At 54.8% G+C, this 580-nt stretch carries 1 protein-coding gene; it reads left to right on the top strand.

Features of this window, described 5'->3' with window-relative positions:
• The first annotated feature begins 143 nt into the window (after positions 1 to 143).
• The gene (locus F1735_RS34115) at positions 144 to 500 is read left to right on the top strand and encodes a hypothetical protein (RefSeq protein ID WP_167241478.1); all 357 of its coding nucleotides are present in this window, start codon (positions 144 to 146) and stop codon (positions 498 to 500) included.
• Positions 501 to 580 lie beyond the last annotated feature (80 nt).

The following is a 580-nucleotide window of genomic DNA, read 5'->3' on the forward strand; positions in this document are numbered from 1 at the left end:
GCCTACCTTCGCATGTCCAAGTTTAAAAACCTTCCGGCCAATCCACTACAACCAGCCGCCGCTCCGTTGCGATCTACCATCTACCGTGCCGGCTGTCCAGTTCCACTCAAAACGGCATAGAGCCCTTCCGCAGCGCTGCGAAAATGAGTGCCAACGCCGAGCGCGCCGCACATCTGGCACGCACCAACCCATTCGGCCCGGAGTGGAACTATATGGGCGAAAAATCTGCCGGTTTCAGTAAGGAACCCACCGGCACTGCCGCCTTGGGCATCAACCTAAGCATGGGAACTGGCATGGCGGACCAATTCGGAGTCGCGATCAACGGGGGTGCCAACGGCTCTAAACCAACCCTTGCTGTGTTTAACTCCTACGGTGGAACAGTAGGCACTGATTTTGGACCGGCTGTGGCCGTTACCTATGTTAAAGGAAATACCGGAGAAAATTTCGCTGGCGATCGGAGCGTGTCAAACTATTTGAGACAGTATTTACAGATTGTTTAGGGAGCATTCTTCGGTCTGCTCGTTGGTGCCAATGTCCATTTTGGGCATGTTGATTCCGGCTTCGGTTGGCAGAGCCGGCG

Origin of the sequence: Massilia genomosp. 1, assembly GCF_011682185.1 — a bacterium.
In the GTDB taxonomy this organism is placed as follows: domain Bacteria; phylum Pseudomonadota; class Gammaproteobacteria; order Burkholderiales; family Burkholderiaceae_D; genus Telluria_A; species Telluria_A rubra.

Excerpts from the sequence above, each read along its gene's own strand:
- F1735_RS34115 (WP_167241478.1), top strand. The coding sequence starts at position 144 with ATGAGTGCCAACGCCGAGCGCGCCGCACATCTGGCACGCACCAACCCA.